Annotated in this window: 17 protein-coding genes; 10 read left to right on the forward strand and 7 right to left on the reverse strand. The window is 61.9% G+C overall.

The genetic code is table 11. The features are described from left to right. The first annotated feature begins 60 nt into the window (after nucleotides 1-60). The gene (locus tag KIP88_RS30075; protein ID WP_214491758.1) at nucleotides 61-3,405 is read left to right on the forward strand and encodes an adenylate/guanylate cyclase domain-containing protein; all 3,345 of its coding nucleotides are present in this window, start codon (nucleotides 61-63) and stop codon (nucleotides 3,403-3,405) included. A 201-nt stretch (nucleotides 3,406-3,606) separates the two neighbouring features. Here KIP88_RS30075 and KIP88_RS30080 read toward each other — a convergent pair whose 3' ends face one another. Beyond that, nucleotides 3,607-4,203, reverse strand: coding sequence for an NYN domain-containing protein (locus KIP88_RS30080; protein WP_214491759.1), 597 nt, complete (start codon nucleotides 4,201-4,203; stop codon nucleotides 3,607-3,609). A gap of 305 nt (nucleotides 4,204-4,508) precedes the next feature. On the opposite strand from KIP88_RS30080, the gene KIP88_RS30085 reads away from it, so the two are divergent. After that, nucleotides 4,509-4,700, forward strand: a complete 192-nt coding sequence (locus KIP88_RS30085; protein WP_214491760.1) for a hypothetical protein — start codon at nucleotides 4,509-4,511, stop codon at nucleotides 4,698-4,700. A 587-nt stretch (nucleotides 4,701-5,287) separates the two neighbouring features. Here the strand turns inward: KIP88_RS30085 and KIP88_RS30090 are convergent. Further along, nucleotides 5,288-6,787 carry a glycosyltransferase family 39 protein gene (locus tag KIP88_RS30090; RefSeq protein ID WP_214491847.1) on the reverse strand — a complete coding sequence of 500 codons (1,500 nt, stop codon included), beginning with the start codon at nucleotides 6,785-6,787 and terminating at the stop codon, nucleotides 5,288-5,290. 426 nt (nucleotides 6,788-7,213) lie between these two features. Here KIP88_RS30090 and KIP88_RS30095 point away from each other — a divergent pair, with 426 nt between their 5' ends. The 3 genes from KIP88_RS30095 to KIP88_RS30105 all read left to right on the forward strand — a co-directional run bounded on the left by KIP88_RS30095 (nucleotide 7,214) and on the right by KIP88_RS30105 (nucleotide 9,966). Then, on the forward strand, nucleotides 7,214-8,956 hold the full coding sequence (locus KIP88_RS30095) for an adenylate/guanylate cyclase domain-containing protein (RefSeq protein ID WP_214491761.1): 1,743 nt from the start codon (nucleotides 7,214-7,216) through the stop codon (nucleotides 8,954-8,956). 202 nt (nucleotides 8,957-9,158) lie between these two features. Further along, nucleotides 9,159-9,404: a hypothetical protein gene (locus KIP88_RS30100; RefSeq protein WP_214491762.1), complete on the forward strand. Its 246-nt coding sequence runs from the start codon at nucleotides 9,159-9,161 to the stop codon at nucleotides 9,402-9,404. A 361-nt stretch (nucleotides 9,405-9,765) separates the two neighbouring features. After that, on the forward strand, nucleotides 9,766-9,966 hold the full coding sequence (locus tag KIP88_RS30105) for a cold-shock protein (RefSeq protein ID WP_028351035.1): 201 nt from the start codon (nucleotides 9,766-9,768) through the stop codon (nucleotides 9,964-9,966). Between the two features lie 147 nt (nucleotides 9,967-10,113). Here KIP88_RS30105 and KIP88_RS30110 read toward each other — a convergent pair whose 3' ends face one another. Together KIP88_RS30110 and KIP88_RS30115 are read right to left on the reverse strand one after the other, a co-directional pair. Beyond that, nucleotides 10,114-10,773 (reverse strand): hypothetical protein, encoded by a 660-nt coding sequence (locus tag KIP88_RS30110; RefSeq protein WP_374226527.1) that lies wholly within the window; start codon nucleotides 10,771-10,773, stop codon nucleotides 10,114-10,116. A gap of 149 nt (nucleotides 10,774-10,922) precedes the next feature. After that, entirely contained in the window at nucleotides 10,923-11,387 is a 465-nt protein-coding gene (locus KIP88_RS30115; protein ID WP_214491763.1) for an Lrp/AsnC ligand binding domain-containing protein, read from the reverse strand. A 113-nt stretch (nucleotides 11,388-11,500) separates the two neighbouring features. Here KIP88_RS30115 and putA point away from each other — a divergent pair, with 113 nt between their 5' ends. From putA to KIP88_RS30130, 3 genes are all read left to right on the forward strand, one after another. Further along, a complete protein-coding gene (gene putA / locus KIP88_RS30120; RefSeq protein ID WP_214491764.1) occupies nucleotides 11,501-14,512 on the forward strand; it encodes a bifunctional proline dehydrogenase/L-glutamate gamma-semialdehyde dehydrogenase PutA in 3,012 nt (1,003 codons plus the stop codon). A gap of 97 nt (nucleotides 14,513-14,609) precedes the next feature. Beyond that, nucleotides 14,610-15,815: a CaiB/BaiF CoA-transferase family protein gene (locus KIP88_RS30125; RefSeq protein ID WP_214491765.1), complete on the forward strand. Its 1,206-nt coding sequence runs from the start codon at nucleotides 14,610-14,612 to the stop codon at nucleotides 15,813-15,815. Nucleotides 15,816-15,826: 11 nt separating this feature from the next. Continuing rightward, complete coding sequence (locus KIP88_RS30130; RefSeq protein WP_214491766.1) at nucleotides 15,827-16,474, forward strand: glutathione S-transferase family protein; 648 nt, start codon at nucleotides 15,827-15,829, stop codon at nucleotides 16,472-16,474. Nucleotides 16,475-16,502: 28 nt separating this feature from the next. Here the strand turns inward: KIP88_RS30130 and KIP88_RS30135 are convergent, their stop codons facing one another. The 3 genes from KIP88_RS30135 to KIP88_RS30145 all read right to left on the reverse strand — a co-directional run bounded on the left by KIP88_RS30135 (nucleotide 16,503) and on the right by KIP88_RS30145 (nucleotide 19,454). Then, nucleotides 16,503-16,667: a hypothetical protein gene (locus tag KIP88_RS30135; protein ID WP_214491767.1), complete on the reverse strand. Its 165-nt coding sequence runs from the start codon at nucleotides 16,665-16,667 to the stop codon at nucleotides 16,503-16,505. Between the two features lie 156 nt (nucleotides 16,668-16,823). Beyond that, nucleotides 16,824-18,338, reverse strand: coding sequence for a hypothetical protein (locus tag KIP88_RS30140; protein ID WP_214491768.1), 1,515 nt, complete (start codon nucleotides 18,336-18,338; stop codon nucleotides 16,824-16,826). Between the two features lie 90 nt (nucleotides 18,339-18,428). Further along, on the reverse strand, nucleotides 18,429-19,454 hold the full coding sequence (locus tag KIP88_RS30145) for a hypothetical protein (RefSeq protein WP_214491769.1): 1,026 nt from the start codon (nucleotides 19,452-19,454) through the stop codon (nucleotides 18,429-18,431). Between the two features lie 242 nt (nucleotides 19,455-19,696). On the opposite strand from KIP88_RS30145, the gene KIP88_RS30150 reads away from it, so the two are divergent. Together KIP88_RS30150 and KIP88_RS30155 are read left to right on the forward strand one after the other, a co-directional pair. After that, complete coding sequence (locus KIP88_RS30150) at nucleotides 19,697-20,071, forward strand: Crp/Fnr family transcriptional regulator (RefSeq protein WP_214491770.1); 375 nt, start codon at nucleotides 19,697-19,699, stop codon at nucleotides 20,069-20,071. Beyond that, on the forward strand, nucleotides 20,068-20,880 hold the full coding sequence (locus KIP88_RS30155; protein WP_214491771.1) for an MBL fold metallo-hydrolase: 813 nt from the start codon (nucleotides 20,068-20,070) through the stop codon (nucleotides 20,878-20,880). The genes KIP88_RS30150 and KIP88_RS30155 overlap by 4 nt, the downstream gene beginning before the upstream one ends. Nucleotides 20,881-20,898: the final 18 nt, after the last annotated feature.

Raw genomic sequence — 20,898 nt, forward strand, 5'->3', positions numbered from 1 at the left:
TGTGTGATACCTTGTGTAGTATCAAACTCTCCAGGGACCGAGAACTGAGCGGGGAGCGCCATGAGAGGCGTCACCGAGTGGCTCGAGTCAATCGGCTTGTCGGAGTACGCCGAGCGCTTCGGCGAAAACGGCATCGACCTCTCAGTCCTCCGCGACCTGACGGAGCAGGACCTCAAGGAACTGGGCGTCCTTTTAGGTCATCGCCGTAAGCTGCTGCGCGCCATTGCGGAGCTTGAATACGAAGCCAGGCCTAAACCTGCGAAAACAGGAACCGAACCGAGGCGACCGAGCGAAGGCGAGCGGCGCCACCTCACAGTGATGTTTTGTGACTTGGCTCGCTCCACGGCTGCGGCGCGGTTGGACCCGGAGGACATGCGAGCGCTGATTGGCGTGTATCACGGCTGCATCGCAGAAGTCATAGGTCGCTATAGCGGAGAGGTTGCCCGCTACATGGGCGACAATGCGTTGGTCTATTTCGGCTTTCCGCAAGCACATGAGGATGATGTTGAGCGGGCTGTGCGCGCCGCGCTCGCGCTCATTGATGCCGTAGCGAGTATCCGGAACGTCGCCGAGACGCTCCAGATACGCATCGGCATTGCGACGGGCACTGTGGTTGTTGCCGATCTTCTGATTGAGAAAACATTGGCGGAGCAAGAGGTCGTCGGCGAGACGCCGAACCTCGCGTCGCGCCTGCAAGCGATAGCGGAGCCAGGAACCGTGTTGATCTGCGCGAGCACGCGCCGACTCACCGAGGGAAAGTTTTATTACCGCGACCTGGGTCCAGTCGCGCTGAAAGGCTGGGCGAAGCCGTTCCAAGTTTATCAGGTGCTAGGAACGAGCGGCGTCGAGAGCGGCTTCGAGGCGATGCACACTGCCAAGCTGCCGCCTCTGTTCGGGCGTGAGGAGGAAATAGAGCTGCTATTACGCCGCTGGCGACAAGCCACACTGGATGGGGGACGGCTCGTGACCCTTACAGGAGAGCCGGGTATTGGCAAGTCACACATCGCGTTGGCGCTTAATGAGCGGATCCAGGGTGAATCACACATCACCTTGCGCTATTTTTGCTCTGAGCATCATACCCACAGCGCATTGTTCCCATTCATCAACCAGCTCGAACGTGCTTCCGGGTTCGAGCGCGGCGACTCACCTCAGGAGAGGCTATCCAAGCTCGACGCGCTACTGGCGCAATCCACACACAATCCCGAACACCTGGCAGTTCTGGCCAACTTATTGGCGCTGCGGATCGATGATCATTGCCGACTGCGGGACGTCACTCCACAAAAACGCAAGGAGAAAACCTTCGCGGCATTACTAGCCCAACTCGATGGGTTAGCGGCGCAGCAGCCGGTTTTTCTTATTTTCGAAGATGTACACTGGATTGACCCAACGTCACTTGAGCTCCTTGCAGCAGCTGTTGAGCAAGTGCCTCCGCTTCGGGTACTGATGCTGATCACGGCCAGGCCCGAATTCACGCCCCCGTGGCCGAGTTATCCTCACACCACAACCATCCCCCTCACCCGTCTTGGCCGACGCGACGGCGCGGCGTTGGTCCTGCGAGTGACCGGGGGTAAGACACTCCCCAAGGAGGTAATGAAACACATTCTCGCGCACACTGATGGGGTACCGCTCTTCATCGAGGAATTGACGAAGATGGTGATCGAAGGCGGGTTGTTGCGCGAGCGGGACGGCGAATATGTTCTTGATGGCCCTCTACCTTCGTTCGCGATCCCAACCACCTTACAGGCTTCGCTGATGGCTCGCCTTGATCGGCTGTCACCAGTGCGGGATGTGGCCCAGATCAGTGCCGTCGCAGGTCGCGAGTTTCATTACGAACTTGTAAATGCCGTCGCCGGGCTACCGAAGGAGAGATTGGACGAGGCGCTCGACCAGTTGGTGCGCTCGGAACTGGTGTTCCGCCGGGGAGAAATTCCAAACGCGGTATACACCTTCAAGCACACCCTGGTACGGGATGCCGCGTATGCCGCGCTCCTAAGGAGCCGCCGCGTACATCTACACGCCGCGATCGCGAAGGAACTCGAGCAGAACTTCCCTGAGGTAGTGCACACTCAACCCGAGATTATTGCTTACCACTACACTCAAGCGAGAAACTACGAAAGGGCCCTACACTATTGGTTTGAAGCAGGCAAACAGTCTGTGGCTCGTTCGGCGCACTACGAAGCGATCGGCCATCTGAAGCAAGGGTTGAACCAGATTCCCAACATCAATGAGCCGATGCTACGCAATAAATCGGAGTTGCTGCTCCAAATCTCTCTCGGCAACTCCCTCCGGGCGATTAAGGGCTGGAGCATCGACAGTGTGAAGCATGCGTACACGCGAGCGCTTCAGCTGTGCAAAGAGAGTGGGCTTGACGAACATGTCTTGCCTGCGGTGTTCGGTCTATGGACCTGGAATTTCGTTCGTGCTTCGCTTGGTGAAGCTCAGGCTCTTGCCGAACATTTGCTGAAGAGCGCTGAGAACGTGGACAACTCGGTTTACAATGTTCTTGCCCACGAAGCTCTGGGGTTCACCTTGTTTGCACAAGGGAAATTTGCCACTGCCCACGCTCATCTGGAACGCAGTATTAGCCTCTGCGAGGACGGCAAGGCCGCAGTGTATCTTGAACTGTCAGCACAAGATCCGCGAGTTCATGTAAGGTCATACGACGGCATGGCACTTTGGGTCCTCGGCTATCCAGATCAAGCGTTGCGGCTTTGCACGGAGGCTCGCCGATACGCAGATGCATCTCAACATCCGTTCAGTGAGGCAATTGCACGAACGATAGGTCTGCGTGTGCATCAGCTTCGCGGCGATGCTGCAGTTGTTGCAGGTGAGGCTAACGCTGCCATCGCATTTTGCGAAAAGCATGAATTTGCACACTATCTAGCCATGGCGTTGATTTTGCGCGGGTGGGCAAGTGCCGACCAAGGCGAGTTTGAGAAAGGTATCGCCGAGATTCAAGAAGGCCTGGAAAAAAAACGAGCCACCGGCGCCTTGCTATTGGAGTCGTACTCTTTGGGATTATTGGCGGATGCCTGCATCAAGAACAAACGTTACGGGCAAGCGCTCGACTCTTTGAAGCAAGCGCAATCGAGGCTCAATGGAGAAAACCACGAACGCTTTTACGCGGCGGAAATATATCGTTTGCTTGGCGAAGCGTACCTTAAATCGAAACAGGATCTAAATCAGGCGGAGCATTATTTTTGCAAAGGTCTTGAAGTCGCGCGCGAACAGAAAGCCAAATCCTTCGAACTTAGAGTTTGTCTGAGTTTGTGTGACTTGTATGAGCTGAGACCAGATGCCGACAAGTGTCGCTCACAACTCGGCGAGGTCTATAGATCTTTTGCCGAGGGTTTTGACACGCCGGATCTAGTGAGAGCCAAGGCAAGATTAGAAAGTGCTTGGTAATGTTTGGATTCGGACCGCAATCGGGCCCTGATATCGGCAATGGGTTATTAGGGGGCGTTAGGAACTCGTAGGGTGGGCAAAGGCGCCCTTGCGCCGTGCCCACCATCCGCTGTCCGGATTGCTGCTGCAGATGGTGGGCACGCTATCGCTTTGCCCACCCTACGGGCGATGGACAAAGCGACAATCGGGGCAAGCGCTGAATTACAAATTAGTGTCGCGCTGCAAGAACTCCGGCATGTGCTGACGCAGCTCGCGCGGGAGCGGCCGCTCGGACGGGTCGCGGCCAACCTTGGATTTCAGTTCCATCAGATCGGTGAAGACGTCGGCCTGGCGACGCAATTCGTCGGCAATCAACGGCGGTTGACACGAAATCGTCGAAACGACGGTGACCCGGACTCCGCGACGCTGCAACGCCTCGACCAGGGAGCGGAAATCGCCGTCACCGGAGAACAGCACGATCTGGTCGACATGTTCTGCGAGTTCCAGGGCATCGACCGTGAGTTCGATATCCATGTTCCCCCTCACCTTGCGGCGGCCGCTGGCGTCGATGTATTCCTTGGTCGCCTTGGTGACCACGGTGTAGCCATTGTAATCGAGCCAGTCGATCAAGGGCCGGATCGACGAATATTCCTGATCCTCGATGATCGCAGTGTAGTAGATCGCGCGAAGCAGCGTGCCGCGGCTCTGGAACTCCCGGAGCAGCTTCTTGTAATCGATATCGAAACCAAGCGTTTTGCTGGTCGAGTAGAGATTGGCGCCGTCGATCAGGACCGCGATCTTGCCGAGGGAGGATGACATTCTGGCAATGACCCCAAAATTGGATAGCAGGGAAAGACGTCACTTCAGGTTACTGCTTGGATGCGCGGCACAACAAATTCGCCTGCGGGCATCTCAGGCCGCACTCACCGTTAACGCGTAGAAGAGAGCAGGACTCGTCATCGTCGACAGCTCAAACATTGCTGTACTCGATGGCTTCGGCCGTGAAATTTTGCTGCGGCGGCCGAACCCGATTGCAGTGACGCTAAGGCGCGCGACATTAGCGCTCAATTGTCCGTAGGTAAGCGGCGTAGATACAAACGAATGCAGCTCCTATACGAAGGTTTATGGTCGCTGCCTTTGATGTCACCTCCGGCTGGTTCGCGGATACTGATTTGCCCGGACAAGCAAATCAAAACGAGCGTTCGCCTGCTCTGCAAAGTGCGACAAAACGGCACGACGGGCAAATCAGTCAAAACCTGTCCAGCCCTTCGCGCAAAAATATTCTGCTTTCGTTCTCACGCAAATCACCGGCATAACTCCGCCCGTCTCACGGCGGATGAGGGGCGTTGGCCATCGTCACTAACGCGCGGTGAGATGCGATGGGACGCGAGAGCTGCGACTGACGTGTGTGGCTCAAGCGTACGGCGAAGTCGTGTGGTCCTGACGCCGCGGTGCTGGCGCTAAGTTTCACGGGTTACCTCGTGGAGCGACGGTGGCAAGAAAGCCGTTCACCGGGGAGAGCACGAAGTAAGCCGTAAAGCCATTGCGCAGGGAAGGCCGGGATGCTCCCGCTGAACCTGTATGCTCGTGTGCGTGTTCTTCTGTGCACGTTGCACACGAGACCGCGGGTGCAGCGCGCACCCGGTCTTCCCTGCGCCCTCTAATCAAGAGGGCGGGAAGTTTCAGGCAAACCTCGGGCAGATCATGTCGCGAGATCGCGAAGTCATATTCGGTCGTCGTCACCCGCGAAGGCGGGTGACCCAGTATCCCAGAGACGTCAGTGATTGAACCGATAAGCCGCGGCGTACTGGGTCCCCCGCCTTCGCGGGGGACGACGACCTGTTTTGCAGCGACATTCGGGGCCACTCTCACACCGTCCCGGATATCGCTGCGCTCATCCGGGCTACGAAACGCTCGCCTCACGCCCGATAACCCCCGCCAGCACGCGCCAGCGGAACAGCGGCGAATCCGGCGGCGGGGAAAGCTCGGGCGTCCAGCCCGTCAATTTTTCCAGCGCGTAGGTATCCATCACCATCCCGCGCCAGACACGCTCGACCCGTTCCAGCGGCTGGCGCTTGGCGGTGGTAAGATCCCACAGCGGCAGGCGATGGTCCGGCTCGCGCGCGACATAGAGGCCGGGATGATCCTTGATGGCCTTCATGCCGGGATCGCCAAACCCCTGGAACCTGCCGCGTTCGTTGATCTGGATGACGGGCACCTGGCCGTTGAAATGCCAGCGCAGCATCGCGTAGGTGCGATAATCCGACGTCGCGATCCAGGTCGCGCCGGTCACTCGCAACTGCTCCCGCGCGCGCGCCGCGACCTGTTCATAACCGGCCTCGGCGCCGACGGGATCGGTCCTGCCGATCAAATTCCAGGGCGCCGCCACGTAATAGAGGAACACGCCGACCACGAAGGCGATGCCCGAGATGACAGCCACCCTCGCCCACCAGAATGCCGATTCCACGAACCGGTCCGGCCAGCCCTCGCGCGGCAGCATCACGAGATTGATGGCGGTCGCAGCAAAGCCGGCGGGCCACAGGAACATCGGCCAGGTGTCGCCGACGCGCAGCGTCAGCGACTTCCAGAGAAAATAGAGGAAGGGCACCAGCACCGCGGTGGACAGCAGGATCGCGACCGGCTCGCGGCTGCGATAGCCGCGCCATGCCGTCAGCGTCACACCGGACAGCACCACCGGCAGCAGCACGAAGCCGACGAGACCGAACTGAAGCCCGATGAATTCGCCGATGGTACGGAACGAAAATGGATGGGTCGCGACCGCGCGCACGAACTGGAAACGGAACGACGCCCAGTCGTGCTCCGCATTCCAGAACAGCACCGGCGAAAACACCACCACCGCAATCAGCGCCGCCAACCACGGATACGGGCTGAACAGCCAGCGCCGCCGCCAGTCCGGTACCAGCGCAAACGCCACGATCGCCGGCAGCAGCATGATCGCGGTGAATTTCGACAGCAGCGCCAGTCCTGCGAACAGACCCGCGGCCAGCCACCAGCGCGGATTGCCGCTCTCGTGCAGCCGCACCAGCGACCACAGCATCGCAACCGCACAGGGGATCATCGCCGTGTCGGGCGCGACCTTCGCCATCAACAGCCCGTAATACAGCGCCGCTTCCGGCAACAGCACCGCGAGGATGACGGCGCGCACATCGTGCGTCACGCGCCGGACGATGTCGGCGAGCAAAAGCTGTGTGACCAGCATCGCGACGATGCCGCCGAACCGCACGCCGAGAGTGGTGTCGCCGAAGATCGCGGTGCCGAACCGGATCAGCCAGGCAATGCCGGGCGGATGATCGAGAAAGGAAAGCGCGCTCTCCTTCGACCAGGTCCAGTAATAGGCCTCGTCAGTGCGCAGATCGAGCACGCCGGCATAGACCAGCCGCATCGCCGTGAGTGCGGCGATCAGCAGCGCAACGGCAAGCCAGGGCACCTCAAACCACGGCGCGGCGGAACTGGCTTGGCTTTTATGGGGCCGGGCGATCGTCACGGCGCTTTCTCTTCGACAACCCCCGGAGTGTCAACGTGCCGCGACAGAAAAAAGGTTTATCGTCGCCCCTGCGGACGCAGGGGCCCATACGCCGCGGCCGGTGTGAAGGGCACATTGGAAGACGGCTTCGGTTCAGCAAGCTACGGCGCTAGTTGGCAGAGCGTCTCCGACCACGCTTCCTCGACAGATCACGCGGTATGGGTCCCTGCGTTCGCAGGGACGACCGTGGGGGAGAGGCGAGAACCTATCAACGTGTCGCCCTGCATTCGCAGGGACGACAGGCTGTAGTATTCACCGCTGGAATTAGGCATTAGGATTGACCCCATGGATCGCGTGGCCACCCTTTCCCGAGAACGACTGACGACATCGCTCCGCGGCATCAGCCTACGGCAGGTCCGCCTTGTCAGCGGCGTCGTGCTGTTCGCCTATCTGGTCAGCCATTTCCTCAACCATGCGCTCGGCAACATCTCGCTGGAGGCGTTGGCCGGCGGCGTCTATCTGCACACCGCGTTCTGGCAATTCCTCCCCGTCACGATCCTGTTCTACACCGCGTGCCTGGTGCATACCGGGCTCGGTATCTGGGCGCTCTACGAACGCCGGCAATTCCGCTGGAAGGCGATCGAGCCGCTGCAGCTTGCACTCGGCCTCAGCATACCGATGCTGATCATCGCCCATATCATCGGCGTCCGGCTCGGCCAGACGCTGTACGGGCATGAAAAGCTCTATCCGCAGGTGCTGTTCCTGTACTGGATCTGGGCGCCGTGGCGGATCCCGATGATGCTCGCGGTGATGACCATCGCCTGGGTCCATGGCTGCATCGGGCTGTATCTCTGGCTGCGGATGCGCTCGTTCTACAAGCGCGCCGCGCCGTTTCTGCTGGCTGCCGCGGTGCTGGTTCCGACGCTCTCCATGCTGGGCTTCTATCAGAGCGGGCGCATGGTCATTGATAACGACAGCGCGGAATGGCGCGCGGAGACCCAGTCGCAGCGCCTGATCGGCACCCGTGCGGAAGCGCAGACGCTCGATCGCATCACGGACTATTTCCTGTTCGGATATTTCGGCCTGATCGGCGTCGCGCTGCTGGCGCGCGGCGCCCGCGCCATCAACGAGCGCCGCCGCGGCATGATCAACCTGTCCTACGGCAACGGCCGGACGGTGCGCGTCCCCCGCGGCCTCAGCGTGCTCGAGGCGAGCCTGCGCAACAACGTGCCGCATGCCAGCGTCTGCGGCGGCCGGGCGCGCTGCTCGACCTGCCGCATCCGCATCATCGGCGACCACGGCGACCTGCCAGAGCCCTCACAGCGCGAGGCGTTCGTGCTTGGCCGGGTCGGCACGCCGGATCCTTCCATCCGCCTTGCCTGTCAGCTGCGGCCGGACTCCGATATCTCGTTCTTCCAGCTTTTCCTGCCGCACACGATGTCTGCCGACGGCCACGAGTCCAATCCGACGCGGATCGGGCAGGAGCGCTATCTCGTCAGCCTGTTCGTGGACATGCGCGGCTCGACCAAGCTGGCGGAAAAGCGCCTGCCGTTCGACACGGTGTTCATCGTCAACCGTTTCCTCGGCGCGGTGTCGCAGGCGGTGATCGAGAGCGGCGGCCGGCCGAACCAGTTCGTCGGCGACGGCATGCTGGCGCTGTTCGGGCTCGCCTGCAGCCGGCAGGAGGCGTGCCGTCAGGTGTTGAGGGCAGCAGCCCTGATCGCCGTCAATGTCGACGAGCTGAACAAGTTTCTCGAACACGATCTGCGCGAGCCCATCCGCTTCGGCATCGGCATCAATGGCGGCGAAGTCATCGTCGGCGACATCGGCTATCGCGATCACATGGTGTTCACCGCGCTCGGCGATCCCGTCAATGTCGCGGCACGGTTGCAGGACATGACCAAGGTGCTTTCATGCGAGGTTGTCATCTCGGATGAAGTTCGCGCAACGGCAGGACTGGCAGAAGATGCGCTGCCGGCGCAGGAAGTCGAGATTCGCGGACGCAACGAGCCGATGATCGTGCGCGCCGTTGCGGATGCGCGGATGCTGCCGGCGCTGGTTAACGAAGAGCAAAGCGCCGCGGCTTGAAACCGCTTCAGCGATAGCGTTTCGAAGCCTGTGTGATGCTTTTCACATCTGAATAATCGTTCAGAAAATTGTCGGCGAACGACGCGCAGATTCCTCGAACCCGCTTTGTGAGGGACGCGACAGATTGGCGATGGGTAAGACTGAAACTGAAACCCGCGCCACGACAAAAACGTCGAACGCGCACACTTCAAGGAGAACGACCATGTTTCGTAAACTGACTCTCGCCGCTGCTGCCGCTGCTTCGCTCAGCGTGATGGCACTGGCGCCGACCTCCGCTTCGGCGGGCGGATTCTGGCCGCATCACCATCATCACCATCACTGGGGTCATGGCCATGGCCATGGCTTCAGGATCGGCTTCGTCGGTGGCGGCTACGACGGCTGCTATGTGACCCGCCGCGTGCTGACGCCCTATGGCTTCCGCTGGCGGACGGTGAACGTCTGCTACTGATCCGGCCGCAGACGTTCCGTTCGGAAGCCCCGGTCGCTCACGCGGCCGGGGTTTTCGGTTGGCGGTTGCGCCATGCCGGAGGGCCCGCCGCCACCTCCTGCAAGCGGTGAAATGACGTCAACCGTCAGTGGGCCGAACCAATTGCCCGATCATGGAATCCCTTTGCCCGGCCGCGTCAAATCGGCGCAAAACCGGCAAAACGGCGGAAATCGGGCACGAATTACCGCTTTTTTGCCGAAACGGGCATTCCGTTTGCGCTACCCAGCCTGCCCCAACCCGCGTATCCTGATGCCTCGGGCATGCCGGTTAGTGCGGGGACCGTCGGCTCGATTACTTTTTTGATTCCGCGGAGACGACGTGAATGGCTAAAGGTACGGTGAAGTGGTTCAATCCAACCAAGGGTTATGGGTTCATCCAGCCCTCGAGCGGCGGCAAGGACGTGTTCGTTCATATTTCGGCAGTTGAGAAAGCTGGTCTTTCGACACTCAATGAAGGGCAGACCGTCGAATACGAAGAGATCGCCAACCGGGGCAAGACTTCGGCCGAGAACCTCAAGGTTTAGCGCAAACGCGCGATCGGCAACGGCGCGCTCTCGGACTAGAAATCCGGGAGTTGGGCTTAAAAAATTTCTCAAAAACTGTGAGCGTTCGGCGGAGCGGGCACCGCTTCTGCACGTGCGATGGTGGAATCGTGCGCGACAACCGGCCGCTCAATCTTCCGTAACCCATTTCTGGACCGTCATCACGTCGGGTGGCTGCAGATAGCCGCGCGGCCAGAGATCGACGACCCATTCGACCTTGGTGGCGCGATCGACCAGCACCGCGGTGTTGTGCGGCGTCTGCAATACCAGCGTATTGCCGCGATATCGGGGATCGCCGATCGCGTGATGCTTCAAGAGACCCCACTCCCGCAGCACCAGCAACAGGCTGGTCGTGTTCCGCGTCGTGTCCCAGCAATCGTAATTGTGCTTGTCGTCGAAGTAGCGGAAATCCGCCTTCGCCACGCGCTTGCTGGTGCCGAGGATCGGCCCCATGCGGCGATCGAACCACACCACCGCCTTCTGCACCGCGGCGCGTTCGGCCACCGCCGAGGCGCGCCCCGCCGCCATGATCTGGGTCAGCGCGCTGCGGTCGCTAGCCGTGAAATCGAGGATCTCGCGGCGCCGGCAGACGAAGCCGTAGCAGACGGTCATGGATGTGGCCGACGGCGGATAGATCGAAACCGAGCTGTAGAGGTTGGCGACCTCGGCACTCATCTCGACGGCCTTCGCCGCGGAAACGCCAAGCAGCGCGGAGAGGAAAGCGCCGAGTACGGCCGCCAAGGTGGTTCGCGGGCGGCTTCCCATGATCGGCTGAGCGGCGTCTCTCATGATCCCTGCTGTTCCCATGCGACGAGCCTGACGATTAGCGCGGCGCCTTCACGCTGCCAACAAGCAAGCCTGCAATCTGTGGATCGCGCCGCCGAAATTCCGTCCGCTGTGTTTTCCGTGCGCCAGTTGGCCCCCCGCATCGCGCGGGACTAGCCGACCGGCAGCGGCGCGTCGCGTTTGACCTCCTCCATCACGGCGTAGGTACGTGTCTCCCGCACCCCCGGCAGCGCCAGCAGGATTTCGCCGAGGAACCGCCGGTAGGCCGTCATGTCGGCAACCCGCGCCTTGACCAGATAATCAAAGCCGCCCGCCACCATGTGGCACTCCAGCACCTCGGGCGCCGTCTGCACCGCCTTGGCGAACCGCTCGAAGACGTCGGGCGTGGTCTTGTCGAGCATCACCTCGACGAACACGAGCAAGCCCAGGCCCAGCCGGTGCGGATTGAGCCGGGCGCCATAGCCCTCGACAAAGCCATCGCGCTGCAGCCGTTTCAGCCGCTCGCCGATCGATGTCGGCGACAGCCCGATCCGCTCGGCCAGCTCGACATTGGCGATACGGCCATCTCCTTGGAGAATTGAGAGGATTTTCCGGTCTATCTTGTCAATCTCGACCATTTATCTGGCTATCCGAATATTTTACAAGATTTTCTAAGGCAAAACGTCATATTTGTCTATCGAACAACGGTTCGACCGGCAGTAAGCTGGCGGCAAGAGCCAAAGAGAATCGTATGCCGGACCACCCGCCAGTCCTGCCGCCCTTCAGCGTGCCCTACGCGCCCGACGATCATACAATGGCCATCCCCCTGCTCCGGGCCGCGCGGCTGGACGCGGCGCTGGAGGAGCGCATCGATCGCACGGCGACCCGGCTGATCGAGGCGATCAGGGCCAACGACGATCCGCTCGGCGGCGTCGAGGACATGCTGCGCGAGTTCGCGCTGTCGACCAAGGAGGGGCTGGCGCTGATGGTGCTGGCGGAAGCGCTGCTGCGCGTGCCGGACGCCCGCACCGCCGACCAGTTCATCGAGGACAAGCTCGGCCAGGGCGACTTCGTCCATCACGAGACGAGGTCGAGCGCGTTCCTGGTCAACGCGTCGGCGTGGGCGCTCGGGATGTCGGCCCGCGTGATCCAGCCCGGCGAGACGCCGCAGGGGACCATTGGACGGCTCACCAAGCGGCTGGGCGCGCCGGCCGTACGGGCGGCGACACGGCAGGCGATGCGGCTGATGGGCAATCATTTCGTGCTCGGCGAGACCATTGAGGCCGCGCTGTCGCGGGCGCAGCCGCATTCTTCGCGCCATGAACGCTACTCCTTCGACATGCTCGGCGAAGGCGCGCGCACGGCCGATGACGCCGTGCGCTATTTCAACTCCTATGCCAGCGCGATCGACGCGATCGGACGCACGGCCGACGACCGTGCCCTGCCCGACCGGCCTGGTATCTCGGTCAAGCTCTCGGCATTGCATCCGCGCTTCGAGGCGGTGAGCTGCACGCGGGTGATAAGTGAACTGGTCCCGCGGCTGATCGATCTCGCCAGGCAAGCCAAATCCTACGACCTCAATTTCACCGTCGATGCCGAGGAAGCGGACCGGATGGAATTGTCGCTCGACGTGATAGCGGCGGCGCTCGGCGATGCATCGCTGGCTGGCTGGGACGGCTTTGGCCTGGCGATCCAGGCCTACCAGAAGCGCGCCTCCGACGTGATCGATTACGTCGATGGTCTCGCACGCAGCCTCGGCCGCAAAATGATCGTGCGGCTGGTCAAGGGCGCCTATTGGGATACCGAGATCAAGCGCGCGCAGGAACGCGGGCTCGATGGCTATCCCGTGTTCACCCGCAAGGCGATGACAGATCTGAACTACCTCGCCTGCGCAAAACAATTGCTGGCGCTGCGGCCGCGGATCTTTCCGCAGTTCGCCACCCACAACGCACTGACGGTCGCGACCATCCTCGAACTGGCAACGGACCAAAGCGGATTCGAATTCCAGCGCCTGCACGGCATGGGCGAGGCGCTCTATGCGAAGCTCGGCGAAGATCGCCCCGACATCGCCCATCGCACCTACGCCCCGGTCGGCAGCCATCGCGATCTCCTGGCCTATCTGGTGCGGCGATTGCTGGAGAATGGCGCCAACTCGTCCTTTGTCGCGCTCGCCGCCGACGAGGCGGTGCCGGTATCGCAATTGCTGCGGCGCCCGGCCGATATCATCGGCAATGCCGAAAACGCCGCGCATCCCAAAATTCCGTTGCCGCGCGATCTCTACGGACCCAAACGGAAAAATTCCCGCGGAATTGAATTGGGCGAGCGAGCGGCGCTGGAGCAACTCGTTTCGGCCATCGCCGTCGCACCAACACCTGCAGCGGGCAGCATCGCCGATGCAACCGAGACGGAGGCCAATGCGGCGATAGTGGCTGCGCGCAACGGCTTCAAGCACTGGGCCAGAACGCCGGCCGAGACGCGCGCGGCGGCGCTGGACAAAGCCGCCGATTTGCTGGAGCGGCGCGCGGCGCATTTCGTCGCGCTGCTGCAACGCGAAGGCGGCAAGACATTGGACGATGCGATCTCGGAAGTCCGCGAGGCCGTGGATTTCTGCCGCTACTATGCCGCACAAGGACGCGAACTGTTCGGCGAAGGCATGGCGATGCCGGGACCGACGGGCGAGAGCAACATGCTTTGTCTGCGAGGCCGTGGCGTCTTCGTTGCGATCTCGCCGTGGAATTTTCCGCTGGCGATTTTTCTGGGTCAGGTCACCGCGGCCTTGATGGCGGGCAATACGGTCGTTGCGAAGCCGGCCGAACAGACGCCGCAGATCGCGGCTGAAGCCATCAGGCTGTTGCATGAAGCCGGCGTGCCGGCGTCAGCGCTGCATCTGGTGGCGGGCGACGGCCGGATCGGCGGCGTGCTGGTGGCGCATCCCGATGTCGCCGGTGTCGTCTTCACCGGCTCGACGGAAGTGGCGCGAACGATCAACCGCGCGCTCGCCGCCAAGGACGGGCCGATCGTGCCGCTGATCGCGGAGACCGGCGGCATCAATGCCATGATCGTCGATGCCACCGCGCTACCCGAACAGGTTGCCGACGACGTCGTGACCTCGGCGTTCCGCTCCGCCGGCCAGCGCTGCTCGGCGCTGCGGCTGCTGTTCCTGCAGGACGACGTCGCCGACCGCATGATCGAGATGATTGCAGGCGCGGCGCGCGAACTCGTCATCGGCGATCCCCACGATCCCGCCACGCATATCGGCCCGGTGATCGACGCCGAGGCCAAGCAGCGGCTGGATGCGCATATCGAACGCATGAAGAGAAAAGCACGGGTGCACTTTGCGGGCAGCACTCCGGAGGGCAATTACGTCGCGCCGCATATCTTCGAATTGTCCGATGCCGGCCAGCTCGCGGAAGAAGTGTTCGGCCCAGTGCTGCATGTGGTGCGCTACCGCGCCGACCGGTTCGACCAGGTGCTGCAAGCGATCGAGCGCTCCGGCTACGGGCTGACGCTCGGCATTCATTCGCGGATCGACGATACGGTGGAGGACGCGATCGAGCGGCTCCAGGTCGGCAACATCTATGTCAACCGCAACATGATCGGCGCCGTCGTCGGCGTGCAACCGTTCGGCGGCCACGGGCTATCGGGCACCGGGCCCAAGGCAGGCGGACCGCATTACCTGACGCGTTTTGCAACCGAGCAGACGGTGACCATCAATACCGCCGCAGCCGGCGGAAATGCAGCGCTGATGTCCGGCGGGGAGTAGTTGCATCACATTCCAAGATGGGCCAAATGACGTTTGAACCTGATCGCGCAGAGCGATAATTCAACAGGAACAACAAACGTCACGGAGCGGCGCCACGATGGAAAAGGGTATTTTCGAAGGCCTCAAGGTTCTGGATTGCGCGAGCTTTATCGCAGCACCTGCGGCCGCCACCGTGCTGTCGGATTTCGGCGCCGACGTGATCAAGATCGAGCCGCCCGGCGCCGGCGACCCCTACCGCAATCTGCCGAATTTGCCGGGCTACCCGCATAGCGAGCATAATTTCGCGTGGATGCTGGAAGCCCGCAACAAGAAGAGCCTCGCACTCGATCTCTCGAAGCCCGAGGGGCAGGCGGTGCTGCATCGCCTGGCCGCGCAGGCCGACGTCTTCATCACCAATTATCCGCCGCAGGTGCGCGAGCGGCTCGGCATCACCCACAACCATCTGGCGCCCCTCAACGAACGACTGATCTACGCCTCATTCACCGGTTACGGCGAAAAGGGCGAGGAAGCCAACAAGCCCGGCTTCGACAGCAACGCCTATTGGGCGCGCTCGGGTCTGATGGACCTGGTGCGCGCGGATGAGCACACCACGCCGGCGCGCTCGATCGCGGGCATGGGCGATCATCCCTGCGCGATGGCGTTCTACGGCGCGATCGTGACCGCGCTCTACAAGCGCGAGCGCACCGGCAAGGGCTCGCATGTCAGTTCCAATCTGATGGCCAATGGCGTCTGGGCGGCCTCAGTGCTGGCGCAAGCAAAACTGGTCGGCGCGAAATTCGGCGAACGCCGCCCGCGCGAGCGCGCGCTGAACGCGGTCACCAACCACTACCAGTGCAAGGACGGCCGCTGGCTGATCCTCTCCCTGCTCAATGAGGACCGGCAATGGCCGACGCTGGCGCGCTGCCTCGGCCGCGAGGATCTCGTCACCGATTCCAGATTCGAGACCAAGAAGGACCGCCATGCGCGGTCGGTGGAGCTGATCAAGATTTTCGACGAGACCTTTGCGACCAGGGACCTTGCCGAGTGGCGCAAGATCCTCGACGGCAACGGCCTGGTGTTCGGCGTTGTCGGCATCCTTGATGACATTCCTAACGACAAGCAGATGATCGAGAACGAGGTGCTGGTGCCGTTCGAGAACGACACCATGCTCACCATCAGCAGTCCGATCTGGGTGGACGGCAGCAAGAAGGTCCAGCCGCGCAAGCCGCCCGGCATCGGCGAGCACAGCGACGAGATCCTGCGCAACGCGGGCTATGACGAAGCCGCGATCGGCAAGCTGCGCGCGGCCGGCGCGGTGGCGTGAGGCAGCAAGCCATGCCCAGCTGTCGCCTGCATTACTTCCCGGAGTCGGGAAACAGCTACAAGCTCGCGCTGATGCTGACGCTATGCGGCGAGCGCTTCGAGCCGGTGTGGACCGATTTCGGCGGCGGCGTGACGCGAACGCCGGAATGGCGGCGCGACGTCAACGAGATGGGCGAAATTCCGGTGCTCGAGGTGGACGGCGAGCGCCTGACACAGACCGCGCCGATCCTGCTGAAGCTGGCAAAGCAATTCGGCCGGTTCGGCGGCGAGACCGAGCAGGAACAGTTCAAACTGCTGCGCTGGCTGTTCTGGGACAACCACAAGCTCACCGGCTACATGGCGACCTACCGCTATTTTCGGACCTTCACGCCATCGCCTGACGAACACGTGCTGAAGCATTTCCGCAGGCGGCTCGACGATTTCCTGTCGATCCTCGAGCAACACATGCAGAAGAACGCATTCGCCATCGGCGAGCGGCCAACGGTGGCCGACATCTCGATGATGGCCTATCTGCATTATCCCGCCGACGAGACCGGGTATTATCTGGCAACGAGCCATCCGGCAATCAACGCCTGGCTTAAGCGCATGGCGCAATTGCCGGGCTGGAAATCAGCCTATGATCTGCTTCCCGGCAAACGCCTGACGCACTACGCCAAGTGATCACTCGAGGTAATCACTCGGGCAATTTTCAGCGGTTGAGCCACGCCCAAACGATGCCTAACACAATTACCCCGGCGACGATCGAGACCGCGATCGCCCAGACGCTGACCCGGACATCGCCGATCATCTGACGATCGGCTTCGTTCTCCGCGATCTTGCGATTGCGTTGCCTGTCCTGGTCGGAAGAGCTCATCGCCAATCTCCGCTCGGCTCGCTGCTGCCCTCACTAATAGCGTTTTCGGGCGAAGTGGGTACCGGTTCGCGTGAAGAAAACGCGTCAAAACAAGAATCTAGAGCTTCGGTTCTGATCCAATCAGAACCGAAGCTCTAGCACAATTCGCCAAGACCTTTAGCGGCTTTTGACGAAGCACATGCCGATGCGCGAGATCTTGCCGGCGGCCTGACAGCTCAGACCTTCGGCGCAGGTCCAGTCGCGGAAACTTCCATCATTGCTTGCGGCTGGTTTGCCCTGCAAATAGCAATGCGCGCCCCAGCCGTCGTAATAGTTGGTGCCGGCGAGTTCGGTGCTGCCGCGCAATTGCGGACGGCTGGCGAACCCGCGCGAGTAATCCGGCGGTTTGCCGTCGCGCAGGCTTGCGAGAATATCGCGGCGGCGGATCTGGTCGCCGAAGAAATGCGGCGATGCCGGCACCACGGTCGTATTCGATGGCTTATCCGCCATCCAGTCGACGCCTGGGAAGTGAAAGCCGCCGATGCCTCGCGTCTGGTGGCAGCCGGAACAGGTCACGTCGTTGAGCCGCCGTTCGAACCCGGCAAGCGAGCGGATGTTCTGCAGCTTCACGCCGCCTTCCGCAGCCTTCCTGAGCGCAGCCACCACGTCGGCCTCGCTGAACGCGGCGCCTTCTCCTTGCACCAGCCCGAATTCGGGCTCCAGGTCCGATCGATCGAACCCGACCGGCGTTGGCGCAATCGCGCCGCTGGCGAGGAATTTTTCCGGGATCAGCACGGTGCCGCGATCGAACGCGACCAGATTGATAGGATCGAGCAGCCATGCCCTGAACTCGCGCTTGAGGCCATCGTCCGCCAGAAGGCGCGCACGGTCGATCTGGTTTTCCATCGGCGCTTCCGCGAAGGCGCGCGCTTCCCGATCGTAGCGAAACACCTTCAACAGATAGTCGGTGCGGAAATCGCGAACCGAAGATTTTGGCGCGTGCGCGATCTGCAGATTGGTTTCGATGCGGTCGATATTCTCGTAGCCGATCAGGTCGAGCGGGCCATCCCTTGCCGACGGTGCCCCGCCGAGCGGCGCGGCAAGCCAGCGATTGGCGATTTCGGAACAGGTGATCGTGGATCCTTCGCCTCTCGCCTTCAGCACGACGTTCAGCGTCATCGGCAGCCGTGGCGGCGCAGCGTCGTCGCCGGCCGCTTTGTTCATCCGCGTCAGGCGGTAGATCAGGCGGACCTCACCGCAGCTTGCTTCGGCGGCGTACGTGCGGTCCATGCGGTTGACGATGCCGGCCAGCACGAACCGTGTCTCTGCCGAATAAAGCAGCGTGCGGTCGAACAATTGGAAGTCAAAGCCCTCGCCGACGCCAATCGTCTCCTTTGGCAGGCTCGCTCGGTGCCGCGCAATATAGCGGTCGAATTCGCCATCGATCGCCTGCCGGACCTGCACCATCGACGGCAAGGCGAACAACTCGCTGTTGGCGAGCGGAATATCTGCCGACCGCTCCGGCAGCAACATGCGATCGAGGCGGAATTTTCCGCCATCGAGTTCGCGCAGCATCGCAGGATCGGTGATGGCGGTGCCGCGCTCCAGCGCCGCATTCTGTGCCGCACGCGCCGGCAAAGCAGCGCATAGCATAGCAAATACGATGGCGAGAAATCGGGGCGCGAGGCTCATGCCTCAACTAACACCGCGCAATGAGACCTATTCAAGAAAAAAGGCGCCTCACATCGCCGTGAAGCGCCTTCCTGTTCGAATATCTTCCCGTCAGCGCGCGACGATCAGGCCCTTGCTGGTCACGACCACCCAGCGGCCGTCCTGCTTGCGAATGGCGTCGACACGGCCGACACCGGGTATGGGATCGCCGGCATAGACCTCGTACATGCCGCGGCGGCTCTCGATCAGGGCGCTGCCGTTGGCGACGTCCCGCAATACCCAGCCTTCGACGGTCGGCAGCCGGGCGACTTCGGGCTTGGACGGGACCGGAGGCGCGGACGGCGCTACGGCGGCCGCAGCCTGCTGCGGTACCGAGCCAGTCACTTCCTTCGCGGGAGCCGGCGCGGCAGCAGCCGTCGTCGCGGACGCCTGGGCGGCGCGGAGCTTGTCGACGGCTTCGCTGAGCTTGGCGAGTTTCGCGACGGGTTCGGCCTGCGCCTTCTCGACCTTGTCGAGGCGGTCGCTGGCCTTGTTGAACTGGCCCGTCGTCGCCTTGGAATTATGCTCCAGGCCGGCTTTCAGCGCGACGATCTCGGCATCGATCCGCGCCACGGAGGCTTCGAGCGCGCTGTCCTTCACTGAAGCCTGGGTCGAAGCTTGGGCCGTCTCTCCGACCACCAATTTTCCGATCCCCGCGGTTGCCAGCGCGCCACCAAGCGCACCCGCCACTGTCGCCAGCGCCACCACGGCGGCCATCGCTCCGAACTTTCGTTTGCCGGACGATCCTTCCGCCTGTGCTGCCTTGGTATCTGTGCCGACGCGGTCGCCGGGCGACATGATCGTCACGTTGCCTGGGAAGCGCGGCGCTTCCGGCTTCACGGCGTTGATCTTGGGAGGGTCGATCTTGGGAGCTTCCGCCTTTGGCGCCTCGACCTTTGGCGCTTCCATCATGACGGCGTCCACCTTGGGCGCATCGAGCTTCGGCGAGGTCTCTTCCTGGTCGAGCGCCAGTTTCGCCGCCTCGACCTCCACCGCGGCCGTCACCGGCTCCTTCGGCGCCGACATATCCGGAGCGGCTGGGTCGACGCCAAGGCTTCCGGTTTCACCGCTGGTGGGCTGGGGTTGCTGATCGCTCACTTTGCATTCTCCAGAATTGATTGACCATTTGGTAACTTTTATTGCTTGCCAAATCGTTACCGGCTTCGGGCTTACCGAAATTTTAGGAACTCATCCGGCCCGGTTTGGGACCGCCAAACGCCGGACACCCCAGTCCCGAGCCCCTAATGCTGCCCTGCGGCATCCTTGCTGGTTCCGTTTGCGCCGGTCTGTTTCCCGACTAACATGGACCGGCCGACCAGCCAGAAAGGCAGGAGGTCGCCATGACCATCGAGAAATGCATCAACGAGTTTGATGTAGATGACGTCATTTTTGAGGAAGGCTCGACCGGGCGGGAACTGTTCGTCGTGCTCGACGGCAGGGTCGAGATCGCCAAGATGAACGGCGCCAGCAAGACAGTCATCGTCACGCTCGGCAAGGGTGAGTTCTTCGGCGAGATGGCTGTTATCGACGGCTCGTCACGTTCGGCAACCGCCATTGCGGCCGCGCCAAACACCCGCGTGATGCGGATCAATCACGCCCACTTCGTCTACCTGGTCAGCCAGCAGCCGGCCTTTGCGCTGATGATCATGGATGCGCTCAGCAAGCGCTTGCGGGCTTCCAACACGGTCGCCTTCAGAACAGCGGCGAGTTCATGAGTGAGCGCAAGCCCAGCCCATTCAAGACACTGCTCGACAGCGACGTCTGTTCGCTGATCGAGGCGGCCGAGAACGTCTATCAGATACGGTTCAAAAACCGCGCCGCGAACGCCTATCTGGTGCGCGGCAGCTCGCGCACCATCATGATCGATGTCGGATTATCCTCGAACTATCCGCACCTGCTGACATCCCTCAGCCATATCGGCGTAAAGCCCGACGATATCGACATGGTGGTACTGAGCCATGAGCATCTCGACCACATTGGCGCGGCCTATCACTTCCATGGCCGTGCCTTCATCGCCGCGCATCGGCTCGCCGCCAACAAGATCATGTTGCGCGACGACTTCTCGATGCTGCGCAAGATGTTTAACGAGCCGAACGTGCCGATCAATATCGATCTCTGGCTGGAAGAAGGCAATCTGATCGACCTCGGCAATTTCCGCCTCAACGTGATGCATACGCCGGGCCATACCTCCGCCTGCATCACGCTGTTCGATCCGGACAAGGGATTGTTGTTCGCCTCCGACACCCTGATGCCGGGCGGAGTGATGGGCGGCGTGTTCGGCTCCGGCAGCATCGCCGATTACATCCAGTCGCTGGAGCGGCTGAAGGGTCTGAACTCGAAGATCCTGTTGTCGGGCCACGGGCGGCTATCCGACACGCCGCAAGAGGACGTGAGGACCGCGATCCAGCGTTCGCACGGATTGCTGTCGGATACGGCGCAATTGTTCGACGCGCTCGATGCGCGAGCGAATTTCGAACCGATCATGCAGTCGGTGCGCGACCTCAACAAGCTCGATGACAGCTAGGTCAGCCGATCCGCAACA

The organism is Bradyrhizobium sp. SRL28 (assembly GCF_018596315.1).
Classification (GTDB): domain Bacteria; phylum Pseudomonadota; class Alphaproteobacteria; order Rhizobiales; family Xanthobacteraceae; genus Bradyrhizobium.

What these genes read in the sequence shown, in the direction of transcription:
- KIP88_RS30075 (WP_214491758.1), top strand. Translation starts at nt 61, where the DNA reads ATGAGAGGCGTCACCGAGTGGCTCGAGTCAATCGGCTTGTCGGAGTAC.
- KIP88_RS30085 (WP_214491760.1), top strand. Translation starts at nt 4,509, where the DNA reads ATGGTCGCTGCCTTTGATGTCACCTCCGGCTGGTTCGCGGATACTGAT.
- KIP88_RS30130 (WP_214491766.1), top strand. Translation starts at nt 15,827, where the DNA reads ATGCCCAGCTGTCGCCTGCATTACTTCCCGGAGTCGGGAAACAGCTAC.
- KIP88_RS30125 (WP_214491765.1), top strand. Translation starts at nt 14,610, where the DNA reads ATGGAAAAGGGTATTTTCGAAGGCCTCAAGGTTCTGGATTGCGCGAGC.
- KIP88_RS30080 (WP_214491759.1), bottom strand. Translation starts at nt 4,203, where the DNA reads ATGTCATCCTCCCTCGGCAAGATCGCGGTCCTGATCGACGGCGCCAAT.
- KIP88_RS30150 (WP_214491770.1), top strand. Translation starts at nt 19,697, where the DNA reads ATGACCATCGAGAAATGCATCAACGAGTTTGATGTAGATGACGTCATT.
- putA (WP_214491764.1), top strand. Translation starts at nt 11,501, where the DNA reads ATGCCGGACCACCCGCCAGTCCTGCCGCCCTTCAGCGTGCCCTACGCG.
- KIP88_RS30110 (WP_374226527.1), bottom strand. Translation starts at nt 10,773, where the DNA reads ATGAGAGACGCCGCTCAGCCGATCATGGGAAGCCGCCCGCGAACCACC.
- KIP88_RS30140 (WP_214491768.1), bottom strand. Translation starts at nt 18,338, where the DNA reads ATGAGCCTCGCGCCCCGATTTCTCGCCATCGTATTTGCTATGCTATGC.
- KIP88_RS30155 (WP_214491771.1), top strand. Translation starts at nt 20,068, where the DNA reads ATGAGTGAGCGCAAGCCCAGCCCATTCAAGACACTGCTCGACAGCGAC.
- KIP88_RS30135 (WP_214491767.1), bottom strand. Translation starts at nt 16,667, where the DNA reads ATGAGCTCTTCCGACCAGGACAGGCAACGCAATCGCAAGATCGCGGAG.
- KIP88_RS30095 (WP_214491761.1), top strand. Translation starts at nt 7,214, where the DNA reads ATGGATCGCGTGGCCACCCTTTCCCGAGAACGACTGACGACATCGCTC.
- KIP88_RS30100 (WP_214491762.1), top strand. Translation starts at nt 9,159, where the DNA reads ATGTTTCGTAAACTGACTCTCGCCGCTGCTGCCGCTGCTTCGCTCAGC.
- KIP88_RS30090 (WP_214491847.1), bottom strand. Translation starts at nt 6,787, where the DNA reads ATGCGGCTGGTCTATGCCGGCGTGCTCGATCTGCGCACTGACGAGGCC.
- KIP88_RS30105 (WP_028351035.1), top strand. Translation starts at nt 9,766, where the DNA reads ATGGCTAAAGGTACGGTGAAGTGGTTCAATCCAACCAAGGGTTATGGG.
- KIP88_RS30115 (WP_214491763.1), bottom strand. Translation starts at nt 11,387, where the DNA reads ATGGTCGAGATTGACAAGATAGACCGGAAAATCCTCTCAATTCTCCAA.